The 20,789-nt window shown below is 71.4% G+C and carries 15 protein-coding genes and 1 pseudogene; 7 read left to right on the top strand and 9 right to left on the bottom strand.

The window, feature by feature from the left end:
• Nucleotides 1-136: 136 nt before the first annotated feature.
• Complete coding sequence (locus ACZ4XX_RS36395) at nt 137-664, bottom strand: NUDIX hydrolase family protein (RefSeq protein ID WP_468512108.1); 528 nt, start codon at nt 662-664, stop codon at nt 137-139.
• A gap of 106 nt (nt 665-770) precedes the next feature.
• On the bottom strand, nt 771-1,214 hold the full coding sequence (locus ACZ4XX_RS36390; protein ID WP_468512106.1) for a MarR family winged helix-turn-helix transcriptional regulator: 444 nt from the start codon (nt 1,212-1,214) through the stop codon (nt 771-773).
• 146 nt (nt 1,215-1,360) lie between these two features.
• Here ACZ4XX_RS36390 and ACZ4XX_RS36385 point away from each other — a divergent pair, with 146 nt between their 5' ends.
• Nucleotides 1,361-2,194: an SDR family NAD(P)-dependent oxidoreductase gene (locus tag ACZ4XX_RS36385; RefSeq protein ID WP_468512105.1), complete on the top strand. Its 834-nt coding sequence runs from the start codon at nt 1,361-1,363 to the stop codon at nt 2,192-2,194.
• A gap of 174 nt (nt 2,195-2,368) precedes the next feature.
• On the opposite strand, the gene ACZ4XX_RS36380 is transcribed toward ACZ4XX_RS36385, so the two are convergent.
• Both ACZ4XX_RS36380 and ACZ4XX_RS36375 read right to left on the bottom strand, forming a co-directional pair.
• Nucleotides 2,369-3,160, bottom strand: coding sequence for a methyltransferase domain-containing protein (locus tag ACZ4XX_RS36380; protein ID WP_468512104.1), 792 nt, complete (start codon nt 3,158-3,160; stop codon nt 2,369-2,371).
• Nucleotides 3,148-3,573 (bottom strand): NUDIX hydrolase, encoded by a 426-nt coding sequence (locus ACZ4XX_RS36375; protein WP_468512103.1) that lies wholly within the window; start codon nt 3,571-3,573, stop codon nt 3,148-3,150. The genes ACZ4XX_RS36380 and ACZ4XX_RS36375 overlap by 13 nt, the downstream gene beginning before the upstream one ends.
• 584 nt (nt 3,574-4,157) lie before the next feature.
• On the opposite strand from ACZ4XX_RS36375, the gene ACZ4XX_RS36370 reads away from it, so the two are divergent.
• Entirely contained in the window at nt 4,158-4,499 is a 342-nt protein-coding gene (locus ACZ4XX_RS36370) for a DUF5713 family protein (RefSeq protein WP_468512102.1), read from the top strand.
• Here ACZ4XX_RS36370 and ACZ4XX_RS36365 read toward each other — a convergent pair.
• The 4 genes and pseudogenes from ACZ4XX_RS36365 to ACZ4XX_RS36350 form a co-directional block, all read right to left on the bottom strand.
• A complete protein-coding gene (locus tag ACZ4XX_RS36365; RefSeq protein ID WP_468512101.1) occupies nt 4,445-5,098 on the bottom strand; it encodes a multicopper oxidase domain-containing protein in 654 nt (217 codons plus the stop codon). The genes ACZ4XX_RS36370 and ACZ4XX_RS36365 overlap by 55 nt on opposite strands.
• Before the next feature lie 508 nt (nt 5,099-5,606).
• A pseudogene (locus ACZ4XX_RS36360) lies at nt 5,607-5,711 on the bottom strand (multicopper oxidase domain-containing protein); the annotation flags it as partial.
• Nucleotides 5,712-6,163: 452 nt separating this feature from the next.
• Nucleotides 6,164-6,535 (bottom strand): DoxX family protein, encoded by a 372-nt coding sequence (locus tag ACZ4XX_RS36355; RefSeq protein WP_468512100.1) that lies wholly within the window; start codon nt 6,533-6,535, stop codon nt 6,164-6,166.
• A 236-nt stretch (nt 6,536-6,771) separates the two neighbouring features.
• A complete protein-coding gene (locus ACZ4XX_RS36350; RefSeq protein ID WP_468512099.1) occupies nt 6,772-7,845 on the bottom strand; it encodes a helix-turn-helix domain-containing protein in 1,074 nt (357 codons plus the stop codon).
• Nucleotides 7,846-8,094: 249 nt separating this feature from the next.
• Here ACZ4XX_RS36350 and ACZ4XX_RS36345 point away from each other — a divergent pair, with 249 nt between their 5' ends.
• Nucleotides 8,095-11,781 (top strand): S8 family serine peptidase, encoded by a 3,687-nt coding sequence (locus ACZ4XX_RS36345; RefSeq protein ID WP_468512098.1) that lies wholly within the window; start codon nt 8,095-8,097, stop codon nt 11,779-11,781.
• 130 nt (nt 11,782-11,911) lie between these two features.
• Here the strand turns inward: ACZ4XX_RS36345 and ACZ4XX_RS36340 are convergent, their stop codons facing one another.
• Nucleotides 11,912-15,202: a LamG-like jellyroll fold domain-containing protein gene (locus ACZ4XX_RS36340; RefSeq protein WP_468512097.1), complete on the bottom strand. Its 3,291-nt coding sequence runs from the start codon at nt 15,200-15,202 to the stop codon at nt 11,912-11,914.
• A 629-nt stretch (nt 15,203-15,831) separates the two neighbouring features.
• On the opposite strand from ACZ4XX_RS36340, the gene ACZ4XX_RS36335 reads away from it, so the two are divergent.
• The 4 genes from ACZ4XX_RS36335 (at nt 15,832) to ACZ4XX_RS36320 (ending at nt 20,742) form a co-directional block, all read left to right on the top strand.
• The gene (locus ACZ4XX_RS36335) at nt 15,832-16,923 is read left to right on the top strand and encodes an ABC transporter substrate-binding protein (protein ID WP_468512096.1); all 1,092 of its coding nucleotides are present in this window, start codon (nt 15,832-15,834) and stop codon (nt 16,921-16,923) included.
• A gap of 179 nt (nt 16,924-17,102) precedes the next feature.
• Complete coding sequence (locus tag ACZ4XX_RS36330) at nt 17,103-18,722, top strand: sugar ABC transporter ATP-binding protein (protein WP_468512095.1); 1,620 nt, start codon at nt 17,103-17,105, stop codon at nt 18,720-18,722.
• Nucleotides 18,719-19,693: an ABC transporter permease gene (locus ACZ4XX_RS36325; RefSeq protein ID WP_468512094.1), complete on the top strand. Its 975-nt coding sequence runs from the start codon at nt 18,719-18,721 to the stop codon at nt 19,691-19,693. The genes ACZ4XX_RS36330 and ACZ4XX_RS36325 overlap by 4 nt, the downstream gene beginning before the upstream one ends.
• On the top strand, nt 19,690-20,742 hold the full coding sequence (locus tag ACZ4XX_RS36320; protein ID WP_468512093.1) for an ABC transporter permease: 1,053 nt from the start codon (nt 19,690-19,692) through the stop codon (nt 20,740-20,742). The genes ACZ4XX_RS36325 and ACZ4XX_RS36320 overlap by 4 nt, the downstream gene beginning before the upstream one ends.
• The last annotated feature ends 47 nt before the right edge of the window (nt 20,743-20,789 follow it).

The following is a 20,789-nucleotide window of genomic DNA, read 5'->3' as shown; positions in this document are numbered from 1 at the left end:
TCTTCCGTGCTGAGAGCGTGGGGGAAGACACGCGTGTCCCACCCCGTGGCGGGTCCGCCGGCGCGGAAAGAACGGGTTCCTCCCCCCCTCCCCCCCCCCCCACCACCGTGGCATCCGTCTTCGTCGGGCCCGGCTCTCAGTACGCGTGCCCCACGTGCGCGAGGGCCTGCTTCAGCAGGGCCCCGCGGCCGTCCGGCATCTCGTTCTGTACGGCGGGGGATGCCGCCTCCTGCGGGCTGAACCAGACGAGGTCCAGTGCGTCCTGCCGTGGGCGGCAGTCGCCGCTCACCGGCACGATGTACCCCAGCGAGACCGCGTGCTGGCGTGGGTCGTGGTACGGCGTGACGCCGACCGTGGGGAAGTACTCGGCGACGGTGAAGGGCTGTAGTGAGGGAGGCACGCGCGGCAGGGCCACGGGGCCGAGGTCTTTCTCCAGGTGGCGTAGGAGTGCGTCACGCACTCGTTCGTGGTGCATGACCCGGCCGGAGACCAGGGTGCGGCTGATGGTTCCGTCCGCGCCGATCCGCAGGAGCAGACCGATGCTGGTGACTTCGCCGCTGTCGTCCACGCGCACGGGTACGGCCTCGACGTACAGGATCGGCATCTGGGCCCGAGCCGTGTTCAGCTCGTCCGTGCTCAGCCAGCCGGGCGTGGTCTCTGTCATGTCGGACATCGCTTGATCATACTTACCCGACTGTGCCCCGGCCTAGGTCGCGTGTCTGCCAGGCGGGTGGGAGTCGCTCCTCGGTGGGGCCGCCGCGGTTCGGGGCCTACGAGACGGCGTCGGTCGGCCACGGTTCGTCGGCGATCAGGGCCAGCAGCCGGCCGAGTGTCTCACGCTGGTCCCGGTCGAGCCCTCCGAGCGGGTCGGTGGCGAACGGCATGGCCGTGCGCAGTTCGGCGATCGCCTGATGGCCCGCCTCGGTGGCGGCGACCAGCTTGACCCGGCGGTCCGTGGCCCCCGACCGCCGTTCGGCCAGGCCGCGTTCCTCGAGTCGGTCGACGAGTGCCGTGAGGTTGGACGGCTCGGCGTGCAGGCGCTCGGCGAGCACCCGCATGGGTACCGGTTCGGCGCTGTACAGCAGTGCTTTGGCCTGGAGCGGGGTCAGGTCCTGCGCAGTGGCGGCGGCCTCGGCCTCGCGCGCGTACCTGCGGTTGACGACGGCGAACAGGCCGACCACCCGCGCGTCGAGCTCGTCTGCGGGGTAGGTCATGCCGTCCACTGTAGTCAGGTGCTTGACAGTAGCAAATATCCGAGCTCATAGTTATGAGGCATGGTAATTATGATCCATAAGTAGTTACGGTTGTCTTCATGCGTGCCGATGGGCATCGCCCCGACACCACCGCAGAGAGGGTTCCCATGTCCGACAGGGTCGTCCTGATCACCGGCACCTCCTCCGGCATCGGCCTCGCCGCCGCCGTCTCCGCCGCCCGCGCGGGCTTCACCACGGTCGCCACGCTGCGCGACCCGGCCCGGGCCGGTGCGCTGCGCAAGGCGGCCGAGGCGGCCGGGGTCGAGCTGGACATCCGCCGCCTGGACGTCACCGATGCCGCCTCGGTCGAAGAGTGCGTCGCCGGAGTCCTCGCCGACCACGGCCGCCTGGACGCCGTGGTCAACAACGCGGGCGCGGGCCACGTCGGCACCATCGAGAACGAGTCGGTGGACGAGGTGCGCAAGGTGATGGAGGTCAACTTCTTCGGCGTGGTCACCGTCACCAAGGCCGTCATGCCGCACCTGCGCGCCACCGGCGGGCGGCTGCTCACCGTCACCAGCGTCGGCGGCGTGGTCGGTCAGCCGTTCAACGAGGCCTACTGCGCAGCCAAGTTCGCGGCCGAGGGCTTCATGGAAAGCCTGGCCCCCGTCGCCGCGGCGGTCGGTGTCACGGTCGTGGTGATCGAGCCCGGCGCGGTGGCCAGCGAGTTCGTCGCGAACGTGGGCATCGAGGAGAGCGCGGCGGCCGAGGCCGGCGTCTACGGTCCGGCGCTGGCGAACTACCTCGGCCGCACCCGCGGCGCCTTCGCCGCCGCCCAGACGTCGGAGGCGGTGGGGGAGTCGATCACCGATGCGCTCACCGCCCACCTGCCGGCCTTCCGGATCCAGACATCGGACGCGGCCCGCGCCTTCGTCGGAGCGAAGCTGGCGGACCTGGACGGCTCGCTGGTCCAGACGGCCACCTCGGCCTGGGTGTCCTGACCCACACTCCGGGCACACCCGGACGCGAGGCGGGGCGCAGCTCGACGGGTGGCGCGGTGTGCAGAGCCCCGATCTCGGGCGGCTCCAGCAGCAGCACACCGGTCGCAGACGCTCCCGCTCCCGAGCCCGCTCCTCTGTTCCCTCCCGTCCCGGAGTCCTCCGCATTCCCTCCTGTCACGGAGTCCGCCGTCGTTCCGCTCCGCGGCGGGCCAAGGTGTGCACGAGACGGCCGAGCTGCCGGTACGGGTCCCTCGTCGAGGCGGCCCACTCGGTCTGCAGCGCCTGGGTGTACTCCTCGGGGCCCGGGGCCCAGTCCACGTGATGGTCGTGGAAGATCCGCACCCCCTGCCACGGGAGCGGGGTGAGTCCGTGTTCGGCCGAGAGCCCGTCGAGTGCCTCGGCCGTGTCCCCGCGCGTCTCGATGCCGAGATTTCCCACACTCACCGCGGCGCCGTGCTCGATGAGGCCACGCGCCGCCCGGTACTCGCCCTGTAGGGCCTCACGGAAACCGGTCGCAGCCCGGTTCTTCGTCAGGATGCTCAGCACCCCGCCACGGGCGACCAGCCCCGCGAGCCGGGCGATCGCGCCGGCCGCGTCGTCCAGGTACATCAGCACCCCGTGACAACACACGGCGTCGAACCGCTCCCGTTCGAAAGGCAGACCGTCGACGCCCGCTTCGAGGAGCCGGATCCGCGGGGCGAGGTCGGGGCGGGCACGCAGGCGGCGGGCCGCTGCCCCGAGCATCTCCGCGGACGGGTCGGCGCCCGTCACGAAGTGCCCGGCCGCGGCGAGCCGAAGGGTCATCTCACCGTCCCCGCAGCCGACGTCCAGGACCCGCGCGGGCCCGGTGGGCAGTTCGGCGAGGAGCCTGCGCGCGACGAGGTCGTGCCGCAGGCGGCCCCGGGCACTGAGGGAGTGGGCGGAGTACGCGGCGCCCACGGTGGCGAAGTCGGTCAACGCGTCCACCCCAGCTCCGAACAGGGCCGGCCGGCCAGGATCCCTTCGACCGCCGCGCGGGTGTACGGGACGATCGGCTCGGGCACGTCCTTGGGGTTCCACCACTGACAGGCAGGGCACTTGTCCGGCTCCCGCAGCTCGGGGGTGCCCTCCCGGTGACGGGCCCGGAAGAAGAGCTGGATCCTCGGTGGCCGCTCGCCGGGTCCCTCCCCGGACCGGTCGACCACGTGGCGGAGTTCGCGGCGGACCGTGTCGATGACGACGGCGTTGCAGGCGAGGTGGCAGGGCAGCGTGGAGCGGCTGATGGGATCTCCGTCGGCGGCCGGGAAGGCCGGCAGACCTGACAGGCCCGCTTGCTCGTCGGGGTGTTCGGCAAGGGAGGCGGTGACGAGATCACGTACGGGGGAGAAGGAAGGAGGCATGGCGGAACCTCACGTAGAACTGGGCGGGAGAAGGATGGGAGGGGGTAGGAGAGGGGGGAGGGGGAGCCAGGGGCGGGCGGCCTCTGCCCCGGCTGCGCGGGGAAGCTCTGGGCGAGCCGCTCACGCGGCACCCGGACAGACGGCCCTCCGTCGGCACCCGCGTACGCGTCGTCCATCGCTCCGGACGCGCGCCCGATGCCGATGGTGACGCGGGCGGTGAACGGCCACCGGAAGGGCGCTCCGGGGGTTCGGCAGGGGGTACATGTCAGCCTCCGGGAAGGGACGTGGTGAGGGGTCGCCCGGCTCAACGACGACCACCGCCTTCTCGAACACATGACTTTTGGACGTGCTGTGAACCCCGACTCCAGGCGAAAGTTCGTTCGTTCCGGGTACACCGACCCTTGCCGGGGCTGGCCCGCGGGCCGCGGCGACGGTGGCCGAAACGCCGGTGCCGCGTTCGGAGCAAGACGGTGAGGGAGGAGGCGAGCGGGGCCGCGGGGGTGCCTGAGGCGGTGCGTTGTCAGTGGTCCCGTTCACGATGGGCAGGTCATTCCTCGTATCCACTTCTCGATAACGGAGGCGTCATGCCGATCACGAACCGGCGGCTGGCCGGGCACGTGTTTCTCCGGCAGCTGTACGCGGACGCGTACTTCCCCGACCATGTCGTCGACAAGGGCAGGGCGATCCTGCTGCGGCTGTGCGAACGGATCGAGGCCGGGCCGCCGGCTGACCTGGCAGCCCTCTACGGGCTGACTCACGCCGCGACGGACGAGTTCAATCTCCTGGAGGCGGAGTTCGAGGCTGCGGGGAGTGAGATCGAGACCGTTGCGCGGGAGGTGATCGCGGAGGACTTCTGGCGTGTCGCGTCGGCCTACGGGTTCGCGGACGCGGACGTGGAGGAACTCATCGCCACACGGGAGTGGTGATCCGACGACGACGACGACGGCGCCGCCGCCCGCGGGCGGAGCCGGCCGGACGGGCGCCGTCCACGAGCAAGGGGCGGGCGGGTGCGCGCCCTGTTCAGTGATGGCCCGAGTGTGGGAGGGCGGGCGGGTCGGCGCGCCCGCCCCGCTTCAGGACCACGAACCGGCCCATCATCCCCTGGTCTTCGTGGTAGAGCATGGCAGTGGTACATGTGCGGGCTGCCCGGATCCGCGTAGTCGGCGAAGCGCATGATGAGCCGCATCGAGGTGCCCCGGGGAAGCAGGACGGTGTCCTTCCATCCGGCCAGGTGCGCCGGTGGTGTGCGGCCGTCGACGGTGAGCACCTGGAACTGCACGTCGTGCACGTGGAAACTGTGGAGCGTGCCGTCGCCGCTGCGGACCTCCCATATCTCGGTGGTGCCCTTGCGGACGGTCAGGTCGACACGGTCCGACGCCATCCGCCGCCCGTTGATGGTGTGTTCGGCGAGTTCGAAGACCCTCCGGTTGTCGGCCGTGTGCGCCGGGATGCGCGGTACGTCGACCAGATGCGCGGGAAGGTCGGCGGAGGGCGCCAGGGTGGCGGCCGCCCTCAGCTGGACCACGTCGAACCGGTCCGCACCCCCGTCGCGCTGGACGAAGCCCGCGCCCGTGTCGGGATCGGAGCTGCGCAGGACGACGTGCTCGCCGGGTGTGAGGGTGACGACGATCTCGGCGCGTTCCCCCGGCGCGAGCTGGACGCGGTCGTTGGTGTGGGGGGGCGGACAGCAGTCCGCCGTCGGTGGCGACCAGCGCGAAGGCCCGGCGGTCGGCGAAGTGGAAGCGGAAGACGCGGGCGTTGGAGCCGTTGAGCAGGCGCAGCCGGACGCGGCGGGTGCCGACGTCGAGGTAGGGGCCGAGCGTGCCGTTGACGAGGATCCTGTCCCCGAGGAATCCCGTCGTTCCGGCCATCGACTCGTCGGGATCGAGTACGCCTCCCGGCAGCCGACGGTCCTGCACGATCAGCGGGATGTCGTCGACGCCGTAGGCGTGGGGCAGTTCGGGCGGGGCCGCGTCGTCGTCGATCGGGAACATGCCGGCCACGCCCCGGTAGACGTGCTGTGCGGTGCGGCCGTGGGGGTGCGGGTGGTACCAGAGGGTCGCCGCCTGCTGACGGACCGTCCATGAGGGGGACCAGGTGGCGCCCGGCTGGATCATCTGGTGCGGCCCGCCGTCCATCGAGGGCGGCAGGTGCATCCCGTGCCAGTGGAGCGAGGTGGCTGCCGTTGACCCCCCACGTGGTGGAGGCCCGGCCCGGCGTGAACTCCGTACGGCCGGCGGCGATCGTGAGGTCGAAGACGCGTCGCCCCAGTGCGTCGATGCGGGAGGGGGCGAGGGGCGGGATGTGGAGAGGTCGGTCGAACGACACCTTGCCCCAGGTGTCGACACCACGCCCGGCCCAGGAGACGGCACCGGCCAGGACGGGCAGGGTGACCACGGATCCGCCGAGGACGCGGAGCAGGGTGCGCCGGGGGACGCTCATGCTGCGGCCCCCTCGTTGCGCGTCGGCGCGCCAGGCCGTGACGGCGGCCGGGACCCGCCGACCCCTGATGCGCCGGGGGTCGGCGGGGGGTGAGGGGGCGACGGGGCCCCGGTGGCCGGGCCCGTGGGTCGGCCCGGGTGTGGCGGTGTTACGCGTCGTCGCGGGCGATCCCGCGCGCCCACAGGATCAGGGGGATCTGGAGAGGGAGTCGGCCGTAGGCGATCGCCCGTGCCTTCGGTGAGCGGCCGCGCCAGTCGTAGGCCATCTTGACGTTGGCCGGGAAGACCCCGGCGAAGAACAGGGCTGTGGCGCGAGCGCTGGCCTTGCGGGTCGCGGGAACGGCCAGGCCGGCGGCGAGGGCGAGTTCGGCGACCCCGCTGGCCTGGGTCCAGGCCCGGGGGCTGCCCGGAAGGGATTCCGGCACGGTGGCGTCGAACTGCTTCGGGGAGACGAAATGGGCGACACCGGCGGAGGCGAGCAGGCCGGCGAGCAGGAAGGCGGAGCGTGGGGACCGGGACAACGGATTCCTTCGGGCGGGGATGAGGGCGGGGGTGGAACGGCGGCAAGGGGAAGCCGGGAGCCATACCTTACCGGCCGGTAAGTATGTGCGGGGTGGGTGCTCCGTGTCTCGCTCGGGACGGACGATCGCCGGACAGGACGGGCCGAACCCGGCCTGCGCGGGATGCGGGGCGGCGGTCGGTCTGTGGATCGGTGACTGCTACACCTGGCTGGAGGTCGTCCTCGACGGGCGCCTGGTCAGCCGTTCGTCAGCCAGCCCCGCTGGGCCACCTGCCACACCAGCTGCGTCCTCGTCAGGGCCCCGGCGCGCTGCATCAGGGCCTGGATCCGGCGCTGCACCGTCCGCTGACTGACCCACAGCTGGGAGGCGATGGCCTTGTCCGCCACTCCGGCGACGATCAGGGAGAGCAGGTACCGCTCGTCGTCGGCCAGGTGCACCGCCGGATTCGGCCCGCCGTCGAAGTCGGCCAGTTCGCCGGAGTCCGTGACGTGCAGCGGGGTCGCCGCCGCCCACTGGCTCTCGAACAGGGCGATCAGCGCGTCGAGCAGGCTGCTGCTGTGGATCACGGCCGCCGTCGGCTCGCCCACCGGGTCGGCAGGACCCGCCGTCCGGTCCACGCCGTCGAGGCCCTCCCCGCTCTCGTACACCAGAGGGCAGACGGCCATCGAGCTGTCCGCGATCACGAGCCGTACCGGCAGGGTTCCGACGGCCCGCGCCTGTTCGCCCGCGCGAATGCTCCGGGCAACGTTGTCAACCATCCCGGGCCCTTCCAGGAGTTCGCGCTCGTAGATCGTCTTGTAACGCACCCCCCGGGCGAGCAGCTCCCACTCCTCGTCGTTCTCCGCCGCCGCCAGAGCGACCGGACGGGCCTTGCAGAGCCAGCGCATCTCCTCGGCCCCGTACGCCATCTGCCGCAGCCGCTGCCGGATCACGCTCGCCCCGGTGATCACCTCGACGAGCTGCCCGGCGTCGTGCCGCCGCCTGCCCGCCCGGTACTCCTCGGCCATCTGTTCCACGCCCCGCCGTGCCCATTCGAGCGCTTCGTGCCCGCGCAGCAGCAGCGGGCGCAGCGCCGCGTCGGGCGCCATCGGCACGTACCGCTCGGGGCCGCCTCCCGGTTGCTCGGTGGCCCGTCCCACCAGGCCCTTGTCGTGGAGGGACGTCAGCAGCCACTGGGCCCGTGCCACGTCGAACCCCAACTGTGCGGCGATTGTGGCGGTGTCGGCTTCCTTCACCCCGAGGAGGAAGCGGTACACCCGTTCCTCCGCGGCGTCGACCCCTGCCGCCTCCAGCATGTGCCCTTCGCCCACGACGATGCCCCCACCCCGGTTGACGTGATCACCCCCGTACCCGGAGTGATCAAATCACATCAGGACCGTCGGAAACGAGAGCCCGCATTACCACGCGGGCCCGCAAACGGGCTGCGACGCAGTCAACTTGGCGGCGAGTGGACATGTCGCTTCCTCGCCAGCCGCGGGCTGTAGCGAAGGTGATCGTTCCTGTCGACTCTTGGTTCCGCCGGACACGGATCCCCCGCCGGCGGAAGGAGTGCCCTCAGCATGCGCAGCAGACGGAGAACCGCACTGCTCGGCTTCGCCCTGGCAGCCACCATGACCGCGGGCGGCATGGCGTACGGCGCCACCCCTCACCCCGCGACGACCGGGGAGGACGCGGTGACCGCCGCACCCCGGGACGCCGTCCGCACCGCCACGGTCACCCTGGTCACCGGCGACAAGGTGACGGTGGCCACCCGGGCGGGCAGGACCGTCGCCGTCAACGTCACCCCGTACCGGGGCAGCGCCGCCGGACTGCGGACGTACACAGTCGGCACCGACGTGTACGTCGTTCCCCGGGACGTCGAGGCGCTGATCCACAACGGCCAGGTCGACAGGCGACTGTTCAACGTCACCCAGCTCGTCGCCCAGGGTTTCGACGACGCCCACCACGCGTCGACCCCGCTGATCGTGCGCTACGACTCCACCGGCACCACCACCCCCGGCGGGGCCCGTCTCACCCGTAAGCTCCCCGGCGTGCGCGGTGCCGCCGTCACCGCCGACAAGGCCAGGGGCGACACCTTCTGGGAGGCCGTCGACGACGACAGCGCCCGGGCCGGAACCCCCAAGGCCCGCCTGTCGGGCGGCGTCCAGCGCCTCTGGCTGGACGGCAAGGTCGACGCGCTCCTGGAGAAGAGCGTCCCGCAGATCGGCGCGCCCGAGGCGTGGGCCGCCGGATACGACGGCACCGGCGTCAAGGTCGCGGTGCTCGACACCGGCATCGACGCCACCCACCCCGACCTCGCCGACCGCATCGTCGAGAGCCGGAGCTTCGTCCCCGGCGAGACCGCGCGCGACGGCCACGGCCACGGCACCCACGTCGCCTCCACGATCCTCGGCAGCGGCGCCGGCTCCGACGGCACATACCGAGGAGTGGCCCCCGGCGCCAGGCTGATCGTGGGCAAGGTCCTCGACGACGGAGGCTCCGGCTCGGAGTCCGGCATCATCGAGGGCATGGAGTGGGCCGCGCACTCCGGTGCGAAGGTCGTGTCCATGAGCCTGGGCGGCCAGGAGGGCGCCGACGGCACCGACCCCATGTCGCTCGCGGTCAACGAACTCACCGCCAGGACGGGCGTCCTGTTCACCATCGCGGCGGGCAACAGCGGACCCGGCGCGAAGACCGTCGGCTCGCCCGGCGCCGCCGCCGCGGCCCTCACGGTCGGCGCCGTGGACTCCGCCGACGCCATCGCGGACTTCTCCAGCCGGGGCCCGCGCGGCGACGGCGGCCTCAAGCCGGAGATCACCGCACCCGGCGTCCGGATCGTCGCGGCCCGCGCGGCGGGCACCACGATGGGCACGCCCGTCGGCGAGCTCTACACCACCGCGAGCGGCACCTCCATGGCGACGCCGCACGTGGCGGGCGCGGCGGCGATCCTCGCCCAGCGCCACCCCGACTGGTCGCCCGCCCGGCTGAAGAGCGTGCTCGTCAGCACCGCGAAGACCACCGCCGGCACCTCCGTGTACGCCCAGGGCGCGGGCCGTGTCGACGTGGCGCGCGCGGTCCGTCAGCCGGTGACGGCCACGGGCACGGTCGACTTCGGCCTGCGCGGCTGGGACGACGCGGCCACGGTCGAGAAGAAGATCGAGTACGTCAACGACGGCGACGCCCCGGTCACGCTCGCGCTCTCGACGGAGACCGCGGGCGAGACCCTGCCGGCCGGCACGCTCGCCCTGGGCGCCGACTCGGTGACCGTCCCGGCGCACGGCACCGCCGAGGTCGCCGTCACCCTCGACAGCCGCGGCGTCACCACCGGTTCGCACGGCGCGCACGTCACCGCGCGGACCACCGACGGGACGACGGCCGTGACCGCGGTCGGCTTCGGCCGCGACGTCCAGCGCTACGACGTCACGCTGAAGGTCCTCGACCGCGACGGCAAGCCGACCGGCGGCATCGCCGCGGTCACCGACACCACCCTGGACCAGGGGATGATCCCGGAGACGTACCCGGTCGGCGAGGACGGGACCGTCGTGCTGCGGGTTCCCCGCGGAGAGCACTCCTTCATCGCGGAGATCTTCCACTACAGCCCCGACTGGAGCCTGCTCCACGAGTACACCTACGCGGCCCGGCCCGGCACGCTCATCGACTCCGACCGCACCTTCACCTTCGACGCCTCCACGGCGGGCCGGGTCACCATGACCACACCCCGCCCGTCCGAGACGAACCGCCTCCGGGTCGGCATCGCGTCCAGCCCCTCCTCCCGTGCCCTGGTCCACAACCGCGAGGTCTGGCTGGACGGAGAGACGGCCGTCTACTCCGTGCCGTCGGCCACCACCGACCCCGCCCTCTTCGAGTCGCGCGTCGGCTGGTCGCTCAGCGCACCCGCGCTCTCTGCCCGGCTCGCCGGACACGGCAGCCGCGCCCTGGACGTCTCCTACTTCCAGGGCTGGACCGGCTCGGCGCGCTTCGACGGCAGCCGCACCCTCCGGGTGGCCAAGCCCGGAGAGGACGTCCGGGGCAAGCTCGCGCTGGTGAAGCGGGACCCTGGGACCACCACGTACGCGCAGGTCGACGCGGCGGCCGACGCCGGAGCGCTGGCCGTGCTCGTCTACAACGACACCCCCGGCCGCTGGCTGGCGGGCAACTGGAGCCCCAAGGAGACCCGCATCCCCGCGATGACGGTCTCCGGCACCGAGGGAGAGCGGCTGCTGACCCTGTCCGGCGCCCGGATCACCTTCAACGGCACGGCGGTCAGTCCTTACTCCTACGAACTCCTCGAGTACCGCGCCGGCGGCATCCCCGCCGACCAGCGCTACCGCGTCCGGAGCGGTGAACTGGCCACGGTCGACAGCCGGTTCCACGGCACCACCGCGGGAGCCGAGGCCGGGTACAGCCGCCTGATGCACTCGCCCATGCAGACGGTGGCGAACTTCTCCTTCGGCCGGATGCCGCTCCAGCGCACCCTGACCGAGTACGTCACCCCCGGCCTGCGCACCTACGAGGCCATGAAGCTCGGCCCCGTGTGGTCGGCGGGCGGCAGCTGGCAGCTGACGGCCGCCACGAAGCTCACCCCCGGGCAGCAGACGCGCCGCGACTGGAACAAGGCCGTGGTCCGCACCGCGCTGCCCAGCGAGCTGGACCACGCGGCCGCCCGCGTCGGCGGGGTGGGAGGGGTCGCCGCCGCGGGGCTGCTCGACAGCGGATCCGCGCAGTGGGCCGTCGTGCGCAACGGCTCCGACAAGGAGTCGACCACGGTCTACCGGGACGGCACGCTCCTCGGCACCGCGCCAGCCGCCGCCGTCGCCTTCCCGATGGTCCCGGAACGCGCCGAGTACCGCGTGGTCACCGACGTACAGCGGGAGGAGGCCGGCTGGAACACCTCGACGAAGGTGCGCACCGACTGGCGCTTCCACTCCGCGCAGGGTGAGGGGCGGACGCTGCTGCCCGTCCTGTCGGTGGACTACCGCCTCGGCACCGACCTGGCCAACAGCGCCCGGACCAGGTCCCGTACGACCGTCGGCCTCGGCGTACGGCACCCCAAGGGCCTTGCCGGCCCGGCCGTCACCGGCGTCAGGCTGTGGGCCTCGTACGACGACGGTGTCTCCTGGCGGCAGGTCCGTCTGGACGGCCGTCTGAACGGCACCATCGACAATCCGGCGGCCGCCGGCTTCGTCTCGCTGAGGGTCACCGCCACCGACGCCGACGGCAACTCCGTCGACCAGACGGTGACGCGCGCCTATCAGGTCCGCCGCTGACGGACCACAGCCGAACGGCCGGGGCGCCCGCGTGCGGGTGGCCCGGCCGTTCGCGTCCCCGCCCCGTACGCCGGCCGGAGAGGCCGGCGTACGGGGCGGGGACGTGCGCACAGGCCGCCGCGCCGATGGGCTACGGCTTCTGCTGTGCGTGGAGGGCGGTCACCTCCTCGGAGCTGAGGGCCTTGTCGAAGGCGCGGACCTGGTCGACCGAGCCCTTCCAGAAGTCGACGTTCCCACCGCTCCACTTGGCCCGGCCCACGGACAGCGGCCCGGTGCCGACCTCCGCCGGTCCGGGGGTGGCCGTCGCCACCAGGGCACCGTCGACGTACAGCCTGATCTCGTTCTTCGCGGCGTCACGGACACCGACGAGGTGGTACCAGCGGCCCGTCTCGGGGGTGGTGACGTAGCGGGCGCGGTTTCCGCCGGGCGTGCTGAAGGCGAAGGCGCCCTGCCCGTACTGCAGGTAGAAGGGGTTCTCCTGGCGCCGGCCGTCCTGGCTGACCACGGTCGCGTAGTTGCCGGGCAGGGAGTCGAGCGTCGCCCAGGCCGACACCGAGTAGCTGGTGGTGGTGTCGATCACGGGGCCCTCGGTCTCGGCGTACTGCCCCTGGCCGTCGAACTTCAGGGCGCTGCCGTTCACTCCGGGGGCCCAGGAGGTGCCCTCGGAGAGCTTCAGGTCCTCGGCGTTCGGGCCCGCGTCCCGTGCCGTCGTCCCGGTGCCCTCGTCGAGGTCCCAGGACCCGCCGCCCTTGATCTGATCGCGCTCGCCCGCCGCGGCGCCGGCCGCGATGACCTTCAGGTTGATCTCACGGACGCGCACCGGGTCGACCTTGATCTCCCTGCGGTCGTACGTGTACAGGCCGTTGAGCTCGTTCTCCAGATCGGAGATCTGGGTGTAGATGGAGCCGGAGAGCTCGGCCCCGGCGGCCTCCAGGTAGTACTTCTCCGTGTTCTCGACGTACTTGCGGGTGAGCGCCTCCTTGTCGGCGACACCGCTGTAGATCACGGTCGGTGCGCCGGGCCACATGTGGCCGGGGGCGCGGAGGGTGAAGCCGCCGTGCTCGCCGTCCATGGCCGCGCGCTGTGCGTCGGGGAAGGCGGGATCGGTGTTGTTGTAGTCGTGATGGTCGATGATGTCGCCCTTGCCCGAGTCCCCCTTGGAGTTGCAGCAGTTGACACCGCTGTGGGCGTTGACGACCCGGGACGGGTCAGCGGCCTTGACGGACTCGGCGATACGTCCGGTCTCCTCGCGGTTCCACTCGCCCCAGCCCTCGTTGAAGACGATCCAGCCGATGACGGAGGGGGAGCTGTGGTGCTGGCGCATCATCTCGCGGCCCTGGTCGACGAAGGCCTTGTGGCCCGTCTCGTCGGTGAGGTCGCCCGAGACGAAGTCCTGCCAGACCAGCAGGCCGAGCCGGTCCGCGTGGTAGAACCAGCGCGGCGACTCCACCTTGATGTGCTTGCGTACGGCGTTGAAGCCGAGCTTCTTGTGCGCTTCGAGGTCGAAGGCGAGGGCCTTGTCGCTGGGCTGGGTGTAGAGGCCGTCGGGCCAGAATCCCTGGTCGAGGGTGGCGAGGGAGTAGACGGGCTTGCCGTTGAGCACCAGCTTCTGGAAGCCGCCGACCTTCTCGATCGCGATCTTCCGCATGCCGAAGTAGCTCTCGACGGTGTCGGTCGACCGTCCCTGGGTCAGCTTCACGTCGAGGTCGTAGAGGTACGGGTCGTCCGGGCTCCAGAGCCGCTGGTTCGCCACGGGCAGGCGAAGCTGCGTGTTGGCGGGACCGCTGACCCGGCCGACGACCTTGCCGCGGGCGTCCCGGGCGACGGCTTCGACGCGCGCGCCGGACGTGGCGTCGTCGGACGCGACGGTCACCGCCAGGCTGCCGGTGTCGATGTCGGGGGTGGTGACGACGTCGTCGATGGAGACGGGGGCGACCGGTTCCATCCAGACGGTCTGCCAGATTCCCGACGACTGGGTGTAGAAGATGCCGCCCGGGTTGGTGGACTGCTTGCCGGTGGGCTGGTTACGGCCACCGGTGTCGGTGACCGCGACGACGACCTCCTGCGGTCCGGTCCCCTTGATCGCGTCGGTGACGTCGGCGCTGAAGGCGTTGTAGCCGCCGGTGTGCTCGGCGACCTGCTTGCCGTTGACCCAGACCCGGGCCTGGTAGTCGACGGCGCCGAAGTTGAGCTTCAGACGGTTGTCCTTGCCGCCGGTGCCGACCTTCCAGTCCTTCGGCACGTTCACGAGCCTGCGGTAGAACATGTGGTCCTCGTGCCGTTCGACTCCGGAGAGCTGCGACTCGACCGGGAACGGCACGATGATCTTCTCGTCGAGGTCCTTGCCGAAGGCCGGCTGCTCACCGGCGTCGGCGCCGGCGAACTGCCAGGGACCGTTGAGGTTCTTCCACTTGCCGCGCACCTGCTGCGGGCGCGGGTACTCGGGCAGCGGGTTCTTCTCGTCCAGCCGGTCGCCCCACTCGGTGGTGAGCCGGTGGGTGGAGGCGTTCTTCGCGGAGCGGAGGATCTGCGGAACCGTCTCTCCGCCGTTCTTCAGTCCGCCCTTCCCGTCGTAGTCGACCCTGACCTGCTGGTTCTTCTGGATCGGCTCGGAGAGGGTGACGAGGACCGTGTCGCGGTCGTCCGGAGCCACCGTGACCGAGCGGATCGGCATGGGAGTGGTGTCGGCCTCGACCGTGAGATGGTCCTTCACGGCGGTGAGGTCGGAGACCCTGCCCTCGAACCTCGCACGCAGCCTACGGCCGGTCTCGTCCACGGTCAGCTCGACGGGGTAGACCTCGAAGTCCGCGGGCGGGGTGAACGCCGACTCCGGTACGAGCTGCTTGGCCATCGTCGGAGTCGACCAGCGCAGGAACATGTTGGCGCCGCCGACGTCCTGGAACATCTCCAGGCGGAAGTCGTGCTTCTCGCCGGCGGCGAGCCGGATCGAGGCGCTGGTCTGTTCCTTGTCCCAGTCGGGGATCCAGTGGTCGATGACCGGCTGCCCGTCGATGAAGAGACGGAAGCCGTTGTCGCCGATGCCGTAGAACGTGTAGTCGCCGGTGGTCGGCGCCTCGATCCGGCCCGTCCAGCGGGCCGTGGTGTGTTCGGTCCGGCCGGTGAGGTTCTGGAAGGTGCCCGTCAGGCCGGAGAAGTTGACCTGCGGGTCGAGGGACGTGCCTCCGAGCGTGGCGAAGTCCCGCGCGCCCGGTGCGGACATGCTGAAGTACTCGCCCTTGAGGCCGTGTACCTCGATGGCGGCGTTCTCGGCGGAGCCGTTCTCGGCCGGTGAGGCGTTCGTGCCGCGCGGCTGCTCCGCGGCTGACGCGGTGGGGATCAGGGCGCTCGCGGGCAGCACCAGGGCCGCAACCGTGAGGAGGGCCCACATTCTGGTGCGGAGGCGGGTGTGTCGTCGTGTCATCGAATCTTTCCTCGTGGCAGAGGGGAGTCGGAGCCGGACCGGGGGAGGGCATGACGGCTGAACCGCCGTGCGGGGTCGCGGGTTGGCGGGGTGAGGTGGTGACGGGGTGGAGAGGTGATGTCCCGACGGCCGGAGCACGCCCGCACGGTCGACGTACGGCGGTCGTACGGTCGGCGCACGGTCGCTCGGGCGGCGCCGGGCCGACGGTGGCCGAGCCCGACGATGCGGGCACGGGCCGGTCGACGGCTGCGGCCGTCCGTCCGTCATTCCAACGTTGGAAATCGGCGTGCAGCGGAATGACAGCACGCCATCCGGCACCTGTCCAGACCCCTTGCACCCTTCTTCTGACCGTTCCTCACGACTCGTGTGCCGCCGTGCGGTTGCCGCGTGAGAGCGCGTTCAGGAAACGTCGCGCCGAACTCTTGCCGTGTGCTCCACGGCGCAGTTATAACGTTGTAAAGCAGCCGGCGCCGCCCCAGTCACCCCAGGGGCGCTGGGCCGAGTTCTCGCAGTTCAGGCTCATCTCGGCCAGGAAGGCACGACCTTCCTGACGGGCCGACAACGTTTCCCATCCCCGCGCGACCGCACGCCACTCGGCGGTGCTGTCCCCCGCCAAGGAGTGTCTAGACATGACCCTTCCGAAGAGATCCCGCGCGCTCTCCGTCGCCTGTCTCGTGGTCGCCACCGCCACGCTGGCGCTGAGCGGGTGCGCCAAGTCCGAGACCTCCGACCAGGCCGGCGGCGACAGCAGCCAGGGCGCGCAGGTCGTCCAGACGCCCACGGCGACGGCGGCCACCGGCTCCGGCTGCTCGCTGACCACGTACGGCGCTCCGAAGCTGGACCTCAAGAACGCGGTCGTCGGCTTCTCGCAGTCGGAGAAGGAGGCCAATCCCTTCCGTATCGCCGAGACGCAGTCGATCAAGGACGAGGCCGCGAAGATCGGGGTGAAGAAGCTGCTCACCACGAACGCGCAGTCGCAGCTCTCCAAGCAGATCAGCGACATCCAGGACATGCTGGCCCAGGGCGCGCAGTTCCTGATCGTCGCACCGCTCAACTCCGACGGCCTGGAGCCGGCCCTCCAGGCGGCGGCCGCGAAGAAGGTGCCCGTCCTCACGATCGACCGCAAGGTCAACGCGACGGCCTGCAAGGACTACCTGGCCTTCCTCGGCTCGGACTTCGTCGAGCAGGGCAAGCGCGCCGCCGACGCGATGATCAAGGCGACGGGAGGCAAGGGGAAGGTCGCCATCCTCCTCGGCTCCTCCGGCAACAGCGTGACGACCGATCGCACCAAGGGCTTCGTCGACCAGATCGAGGCCAAGGCGCCGGGGATCGAGATCGTCGCCCAGCAGACCGGCGAGTTCGCCCGCGACAAGGGCCAGCAGGTCATGGAACAGCTCATCCAGTCGAAGCCCGACATCACCGCGGTCTACGCGGAGAACGACGAGATGGCCCTGGGCGCCGTGACCGCGCTCAAGGCCGCGGGCAAGGCCCCCGGCAAGGACGTCAAGGTGGTCTCCATCGACGGCACGCGCAACGCCGTCCAGGCTCTCGCCAACGGCGAACTCAACGCCGTCATCGAGTCCAACCCGCGGTTCGGGCCCCTCGCGTTCGCCACGGCGCAGAAGTTCTACGCCGGCGAGGGCATCCCCGAGGACGTCATCATCGCGGACCGCGCCTACGACCCGGCCAACGCCGAGGCGTCCCTCGGCGGAGCGTACTGACCCCGCGACACCGACGCCCTCGGTCACCGCGCCCGCTGGAGCGGTGACCGAAGGCCACGCACGGAACACCGGGGCCACGCGGGTCACCACGGGACCTCCCCGCCCGTGGTGACCGGCCCCCGCATGGACACCCCCTCCCTCCCTCACCCACCCACACGAACCTCCGGAAGGCCACGCTCATGGCACCCCCCGAAGCGGCACCGTCCGCGACGAACGGCACCGAGCCGTCGGTCGCGCCGACGGTGCTGGAGGCGCGCGGCGTCGGGAAACGATTCCCCGGCGTCGTGGCCCTCGACGACGTGTCGTTCACGCTCCGCGCCGGCGAGACCCATGCGCTCGTCGGCGAGAACGGCGCGGGCAAGTCCACCCTGATCAAGGTGCTCACGGGCGTGCACCGGCCGGACAGCGGCGAGTTGCTGCTCTCGGACCGCCCCGTCCACTTCTCACGCCCGTTCGAGGCGCAGCAGGCCGGCATCTCCACGATCTACCAGGAGGTGAACCTGGTTCCGCTGATGAGCGTGGCGCGCAACATCTTCCTCGGCCGCGAGCCCCGGACCCGCCTCCGGCTGATCGACTTCTCGCGGATGCACGCCGAGGCCGCGGCCCTCCTCGACGGGTTCGGCGTCAGCGTCGACCCCCGTCGTCCGCTGCACACCCTGGGCATCGGCGCGCAGCAGATGGTGGCGCTCGCCCGCGCGGTGTCGGTCAAGGCGCACGTGGTCGTCATGGACGAGCCGACCTCGTCCCTCGAGCCGCGCGAGGTCGAGACGCTGTTCCGGGTGATCGGCGATCTGCGTCGGCAGAACATCGCCGTCGTCTACGTGAGCCACCGCATGGACGAGCTCTACCGGATCTGCGACCGGGTCACGGTGCTCCGCGACGGCCGGCACATCCACACCGGCGACCTGGCCGCTCTCGACCGGATGCAGCTGGTCTCCATGATGCTGGGCCGGGAGCTGTCCGAGGTCCGTCGGCACGGCACGACGAGCTTCGCGGGCGAGGGACACGACATCGCGCGCAAGCCCGTCCTCACGGCGACCGGAATGGTCAGGAAGCACCAACTGGACGACATCTCGCTGGAACTCCACCCGGGGGAGGTGCTGGGCCTCGGAGGTCTGCTGGGCTCCGGCCGCAGCGAGACCGCGAAGGCGCTCGCCGGCGCCCTGCCGCTGGACACGGGGCGGATCACCGTCGACGGTGCGCCGCTCGACCGGATGTCCTCGGCGAGCGCCATCCGCGCCGGGATCAGCCTCCTGCCGGAGGACCGCAAGGCCGAGGGCATCGTGCCGGGCCTCTCGGTGCGCGAGAACATCGTGCTCGCGGCGCTGCCCCGGCTCTCGCGCGCGGGCATCGTCTCCCGTGCGCAGCAGGACCGTGTCGTCGACATCTTCGTGAAGCGGCTGCGGATCAAGGCCTCCAGCCCCGAGCAGAAGGTCGGCGAACTGTCCGGCGGGAACCAGCAGAAGGTGCTCCTGGCCCGGTGGCTGTGCCTCGAACCCAAGGTGCTGCTGCTCGACGAGCCCACTCGTGGCATCGACGTCGGTGCCAAGGCCGAGGTCCAGGCCCTCATCGACGAGCTGGCCCAGGAGGGCCTCGCCGTCCTCCTCATCTCGTCCGACATCGAGGAGCTGGTCGAGGGCTCCGACCGGATCGTCGTCCTGAGGAACGGGGCCACGGCCGGTGAACTGACCGGGGACCAGGTCTCGGAGAGCGAACTGCTCGCCGTACTCGCGGACCACTCTCCGGCCGCGACCGAGACCGCCGTCACCGAAACCGCCGCCGAGGAGGCCTCCCGATGACCACCCAGGTGACCGCGGCGCCGCCGGCCGGCGCCTCCGTACGGCGCAGCGCCCCGGCCTGGTTCCAGGAGTACGGCGTGTACGCGGCGGTGGCCGCGCTCCTGCTCTTCAACGCGCTCTTCACCGAGCACTTCCTCACCGTCGACAACCTCCGCACCCAGCTGATCCAGGTCGCCCCGATCGTCATCGTGGCTCTCGGCATGGCCCTGGTGATCGGGACCGAAGGCGTCGACCTCTCCGTGGGGTCGGCCATGGCACTCGCGGCCGCACTCCTGCCGCTGTACCTGGGCTACGGCCTGGTGCCCGCCCTGCTGATCGCCCTGCTCGCCGGGGCCGTCGTCGGGGCGGTGAACGGCGCCCTGGTGTCCGTCGTCGGACTGCAGCCCATCGTCGCCACCCTGGCCCTGTTCGTCGGCGGCCGCGGCATCGCGCTCGTGATGGCGGACGGCCAGCTCAAGCAGATCGTCAACCCCGACCTGCTGTCGCTGGGCACCGGCAGCCTCCTCGGCATCCCGCTGGTCGTCCTGATCGCGGCCGTACTGGCACTCGCCGTCGCGTTCCTCGTGCACCGGACCACCTTCGGGCGCCAGATCGTCGCCATCGGTGGCAACCGGTCCGCGGCCGCACTCTCGGGGCTCCCCGTCAAGCGGGTGCTGACCGGGGTGTACATCCTGTGCGGGGTGTTCGCCGCCCTCGCGGGAATCCTGGCCACCGCACGCCTCACCGCGAGCGACCCGTCGTCCCTGGGCACCCTCATGGAACTGTCCGCGATCACCGCGGTGGTCGTCGGCGGAACCCCGCTCAGCGGCGGATCCATCCGGGTGCTGGGCACCGTCGCCGGTGCGCTGCTGATGCAGCTCCTGCGCGCCACGCTCGTCAAGCACGACCTGCCCGACTCCACCGCCCAGATAGCCCAGGCGGCCATCATCATCGCCGCCGTCTACGTCGCACGGGAGCGCCGATCCCGATGAACTCCACCTCTTCGCTCGCCGCACCGGGGACGGGCACCAAGCCCTCGCCCCCCACCGGGAGCGGCGCCGCCGACCGCGGGCGGGCCGACGTCTCCGGCCGGGAACGGCTCGCCGCGCTCGTGCAGCGCCAGGGCGTCCTCGCCGTCCTGCTCCTCGTCGTCGTGATCGCCTCCTTCGTCTACCCCACGTTCGCCACGCTGGACAACGCGCGGGGCGTGACGGTGCAGGCGTCGTTCCTGGCCATCGTCGCGCTCGGCATGACCCTGGTGATCATCACCGGTGGCATCGACCTCTCCGTCGGCTCCGTGTTCGCACTGGGCGGCGTGCTCGCCGCCTGGGCCTCCCAGTGGGGCATCCTGCCCGCCCTCCTGGTGCCCCTCGTGGCCTGCGGGGCGATCGGCCTGATCAACGGTCTGCTGATCGCCCGGGCCGGCATGGCACCCTTCATCGTCACGCTCGCCTCCCTCCTCGGCGCGCGCGGGCTGCTGCTCGCCCTCACCGACGAAGGCGCCACCACGTATCTGGTCCCCAAGGGCTCGGCGTTCGCGGAGCTCGGCCAGGGCAGCATCGGAGGCTTCGGCCATCCGATCCTCGTCGCCCTCGTCCTCTTCGCCGTCGGCGGTCTGGTCCTCCAGCGCACATCGTTCGGCCAGACGCTGTTCGCCGTCGGCGGCAGCAGCGACGCGGCCACGCTGATGGGCCTGCCCGTGGCCCGTGCGAAGGTGACGGTGTACCTGCTGAGCGGGCTCCTCGCGGGCCTCGCGGGAGCCGTCAACGCGGCCCGGCTCTCCTCCGGCGTCACGATCATCGGCGCCGGCATGGAGCTCGACGCGATCGCAGCCGTCGTCATCGGCGGAACCCTGCTGGTCGGCGGCGCCGGCTCGGTGAGCGGCACCCTCTGGGGGGTGTTGCTGCTCGCCGTCATCCAGAACCTCATCAACCAGATCGGCACGCTCAACTCCTCGTACCAGTCGGTGGTCAGCGGCGGATTCCTCATCCTCGTCGTGGTCGCGCAGCGCTACCTGTCGCGGAGTCGAAGTACCGTCTGACGAGGGACGGAGCATGCCCGGCCCGCCCGGCCCTCCGGTGGACGGGG

The organism is Streptomyces sp. NPDC029956 (assembly GCF_055574655.1).
Note: the sequence above shows the minus strand (reverse complement) of the source record. Positions and strands in the feature narration are given on the sequence as shown.

Excerpts from the sequence above, each read along its gene's own strand:
- ACZ4XX_RS36335 (WP_468512096.1), top strand. The coding sequence starts at position 15,832 with ATGACCCTTCCGAAGAGATCCCGCGCGCTCTCCGTCGCCTGTCTCGTG.
- ACZ4XX_RS36320 (WP_468512093.1), top strand. The coding sequence starts at position 19,690 with ATGAACTCCACCTCTTCGCTCGCCGCACCGGGGACGGGCACCAAGCCC.
- ACZ4XX_RS36385 (WP_468512105.1), top strand. The coding sequence starts at position 1,361 with ATGTCCGACAGGGTCGTCCTGATCACCGGCACCTCCTCCGGCATCGGC.
- ACZ4XX_RS36370 (WP_468512102.1), top strand. The coding sequence starts at position 4,158 with ATGCCGATCACGAACCGGCGGCTGGCCGGGCACGTGTTTCTCCGGCAG.
- ACZ4XX_RS36345 (WP_468512098.1), top strand. The coding sequence starts at position 8,095 with ATGCGCAGCAGACGGAGAACCGCACTGCTCGGCTTCGCCCTGGCAGCC.
- ACZ4XX_RS36330 (WP_468512095.1), top strand. The coding sequence starts at position 17,103 with ATGGCACCCCCCGAAGCGGCACCGTCCGCGACGAACGGCACCGAGCCG.
- ACZ4XX_RS36340 (WP_468512097.1), bottom strand. The coding sequence starts at position 15,202 with ATGACACGACGACACACCCGCCTCCGCACCAGAATGTGGGCCCTCCTC.
- ACZ4XX_RS36375 (WP_468512103.1), bottom strand. The coding sequence starts at position 3,573 with ATGCCTCCTTCCTTCTCCCCCGTACGTGATCTCGTCACCGCCTCCCTT.
- ACZ4XX_RS36325 (WP_468512094.1), top strand. The coding sequence starts at position 18,719 with ATGACCACCCAGGTGACCGCGGCGCCGCCGGCCGGCGCCTCCGTACGG.
- ACZ4XX_RS36390 (WP_468512106.1), bottom strand. The coding sequence starts at position 1,214 with ATGACCTACCCCGCAGACGAGCTCGACGCGCGGGTGGTCGGCCTGTTC.
- ACZ4XX_RS36395 (WP_468512108.1), bottom strand. The coding sequence starts at position 664 with ATGACAGAGACCACGCCCGGCTGGCTGAGCACGGACGAGCTGAACACG.